Genomic DNA, 3,345 nt, shown 5'->3' with positions numbered 1-3,345 from the left:
CCGAGTCGCTGTTCGTCGAGGCGCCGGAGAACGTGCGCGAGACCATGCTGCGCCTGAAGCGCCGGGGCGTGCGCTTCTCGCTGGACGACTTCGGCACCGGCTACTCGTCGCTTTCCTACCTCGCGAAGCTGCCGCTCGACCAGCTCAAGATCGACCAGTCCTTCGTCCAGCAGGTGCTGACCAGCGACGCCAACGCCGCCATCGTCGAGAGTACCATTGCGCTGGCCGAGAGCCTGAGCCTCGAGGTGATCGCCGAGGGCGTGGAGATGCGCGCCCAGTACGAGTGGCTGCGCGCCCATGGCTGCCTCGCCTACCAGGGCTACCTGTTCGGCCGCCCCGTGCCGGTGGCGCAGCTCGAGGAGCAGGCGCTCGCCTAGGCGCGCGGGCGCAGCCGCTCGAGAAGCGCGGCGTGACCGTCCGCGCTCGCCTGGGCGTCGGGCAGGAGGATCTCGAGGCGCGAATCCTGGCGCCAGGTGCTCGCCTCGACGCTCAGCGCGCCTTCGGCGCGGTTAAGCCGCTTCCAGCCATCATGGGTGTGAAAGACCCCCTTGGCCCGAGCCGCTTTCGGCAGCGTGGAAAGAAGCTGGGCGAGCAGGTCGAGATCGAAGCGGTCGTCGGGATGCCGCGCAGCCCCGTGGAGGTGTAGCCCAGCGAGCTTGCGGTTTCGCAGCGCGGCGCCCCCGGGCGCGGCGCGGGATCGAAGAAGCCGCCCTCGAGCGACGGCGGCGCTACGAGCCTGCGATGCGCATCGGGCCGCTCGAGCGCCTTGAAGGGCGCCTCGCCGCCCTCTTCGAGCAGGGCCAGCGGCAGCGTCCTGTGCTCGGCTTCATGCACCCATTTCGGGCGCGGCCAGCGCGCCTCGAGAAAAGCGTGGGCGCGGGCGCGCTGGTCGCTGCTCACGTGTTCGAGCTGGGTGAGTACCACCGCATCGGCCACCGCCAGCTGGTCGTTGAAGGTCTCGTGCTCGCGCACTTTCGGCTCGTCGAGCCGGCGCGGGTCGAGGGCGACGACGATGTCGCGCACCTCGAGCGCCTCACGAAAGGCGTCGCCGCGCAGCAGGTCGAGAAGTCCCGCCGGGTGCCCGAGCCCCGACGGCTCGATGATCAGCCGGTCGGGTCGGGCGCGGGCGATCAGGTTGACCAGCCCCGCCTGCAGCACGAAGGCCAACTGGCAGCACAGGCACCCCCCGGGCAGCCCCTTGACCACGACGTCGCCCCGCTCTTCGAACATCGCCTGGTCGATGCCGATCTGGCCGAATTCGTTGACCAGGATTGCCCAGGTTTCGCCCACGGGCTTCTGGGCGATCAGGCTGTGGATGAGCGTGGTCTTGCCGCTGCCGAGAAACCCGGTCACGACGTGGGTGGGAATGCGCGTGGGCGCCAAGGGCTAGCCTCCGGTCATGTTCATGAAGCGCACCACCTGGACGTCGCCATCGGTGGTGAAGTGGTGGCGCTCGGGCTTGAGCGGCAGCGCATCGACGATCGCCTGCTTGAGCTTGGCCATGTCGCCGGGGTGGCGGCGAATCACCGCGCGCAGGTCCACCGAGTGCTCGTTGCCCAGGCACAGCAGAAGCCGCCCCTCGACGGTCACCCGCACGCGGTTGCAGCTGTCGCAGAAGTTGTGGCTGTGCGGCGAGATGAAGCCGATCCGGCTGTCGCTGTCGCTCATGCTAAAGTAGCGCGACGGGCCCAGCGTGGTCACGGCACTGGGCGTCAGCGCGTAGCGGGTTTCGATCAGCGCCTTGACGTCGTCGCTCGAGAAGAAGGTCTCGGCGCGGGAGTGATCCGAGACGTCGCCCAGCGGCATCTCCTCGATGAAGCTCAAGTCGAGCCCTTCGCGGCGAGCGAACGCGACCAGGTCCAGCACTTCGTCGTCGTTGCGCCCTTTCAAAATCACCGCGTTGAGCTTGATGCGCGAAAAGCCCGCCTCCTTGGCAGCGCGAATGCCGTCGATCACCTTGTCGAGATCGCCGGTGCGGGTCAGCGCCTTGAAGCGCGCGGGGTCGAGCGAGTCCAAACTCACGTTGAGCCGGGTGAGCCCGCCCTCCTTGAGGCGCCGGGCGTGCTTTCTGAGGCTCGCGCCGTTGGTGGTCATGGTGAAATCGGCAAGCCCCAGGGCGCCGATCTCGTCGACCAGCTGGGTGATGTTGGCGCGCACCAGCGGCTCGCCCCCGGTGAGACGAATCTTCTCGACGCCGAGCTCGGTGAAGGCGCGGGCGATGGTGGCGATCTCCTCGAGGGTGAGCACCTGAGCGCGGGGCAGAAACGTCATCTCCTCGCTCATGCAGTAGACACAGCGGAAGTCGCAGCGGTCGGTGACCGATATCCGTACGTAGTTGACGCGGCGGCCAATGGGGTCGATCAGTTGCTCGGTCATGGCCATCTCGATAGGTCGGTGGAGGGCGGCGTTGCGGGCGGTTGCGGCGCGGCGAGCGGCTGGATCGTCACGGTCTCGCCCGCGGCGGCGGCGTCCTGATCGTCGCCAAGCTCGATCAGGCAGTTGGCCGCCACTATGGAGGTTAGCATACCCGAGCCCTGGGCCCCGGTGATTCGCACGTGAAGCCGGCCCTGCGCGTCGCAGCGGTAGACGCCGCGAAGCAGGTCGGTGCGCTGGCGGCGGCCCTGGATCGGCGTCTCGAGCACCGCCGCGAGCCGCCCCGGCGCGGCGGCGGGCAGGCCCTGAAGGCGTGCAAGCAGTGGTGCCACGAACTGGTGAAAGGCCACCATGGCCGCCACCGGATTGCCCGGCAGGCCCACGAAGGGGGTACGGCGCTCGCCGAGAAGCCCGGCGGCAAGCGGCCGCCCCGGGCGCAGCGCCACGCGCCAGAAGGCCAGCTGGCCCAGGGCGTCGAGGGCGGCCCGGGTGAAGTCGCGCTCGCCGGCGGAGACGCCGGCGCTGGTCAGCACCAGATCGCTTCGCGCGGCGGCCCCGGCCAGGGCCGCCTCGATCGCCGCGGGCTCGTCGGGCAGGATGCCCAGATCGAGCACGCAGGCGTCGTGCTCGCGCAGAAGCCCCATCAATGCAAAGCGGTTGGCATCGAATACCCCGGCGGGCGGCAGCGCCTCGCCGGGGGCGACGACCTCGTTGCCGGTGGAGAAAAGCGCGACCACCGGGCGCTTGACCACGCTCACCCGGGCAAGGCCGAGCGAGGCGAGAAGCCCGAGGGCGGCGGCGTCCAAGTGCGTGCCGGCGCCGAGCACCGCAGCGCCGGCGGCGAGCTCTTCGCCGGCCTGGCGTACGTTTTGACCCTTCACCACGCGCGCTGGTGCCGTGAGCAGAACCTGCCCGTCGCGCTCCTCGAACTGCTCGCGGGGAATCACGGTATCGCTGCCGGCGGGCAGGTTC

4 protein-coding genes are annotated in these 3,345 nt (G+C 69.7%); 1 reads left to right on the top strand and 3 read right to left on the bottom strand.

Features of this window, described 5'->3' with window-relative positions; genetic code table 11:
• Positions 1-377 (top strand): EAL domain-containing protein (locus BIS11_RS13425; RefSeq protein WP_253586257.1); only part of this gene is annotated, 377 nt, incomplete at its 5' end.
• Positions 378-489: 112 nt separating this feature from the next.
• Here BIS11_RS13425 and BIS11_RS13420 read toward each other — a convergent pair.
• The 3 genes from BIS11_RS13420 to BIS11_RS13410 all read right to left on the bottom strand — a co-directional run.
• The gene (locus BIS11_RS13420) at positions 490-1,383 is read right to left on the bottom strand and encodes a GTP-binding protein (RefSeq protein ID WP_367399215.1); all 894 of its coding nucleotides are present in this window, start codon (positions 1,381-1,383) and stop codon (positions 490-492) included.
• Between the two features lie 3 nt (positions 1,384-1,386).
• A complete protein-coding gene (gene moaA, locus BIS11_RS13415; RefSeq protein ID WP_253418414.1) occupies positions 1,387-2,376 on the bottom strand; it encodes a GTP 3',8-cyclase MoaA in 990 nt (329 codons plus the stop codon).
• A partial coding sequence (locus BIS11_RS13410) for a molybdopterin-binding protein (protein ID WP_253586256.1) occupies positions 2,373-3,345 on the bottom strand: 973 nt, incomplete at its 5' end. The genes BIS11_RS13410 and moaA, both read right to left, overlap by 4 nt.

It is taken from the genome of Halomonas sp. 707D4 (assembly GCF_024158685.1).
In the GTDB taxonomy this organism is placed as follows: Bacteria; Pseudomonadota; Gammaproteobacteria; order Pseudomonadales; family Halomonadaceae; genus Vreelandella.
This window is presented reverse-complemented; position numbering and strand designations above follow the sequence as displayed.

What these genes read in the sequence shown, in the direction of transcription:
- moaA (WP_253418414.1), bottom strand. Translation starts at nt 2,376, where the DNA reads ATGACCGAGCAACTGATCGACCCCATTGGCCGCCGCGTCAACTACGTA.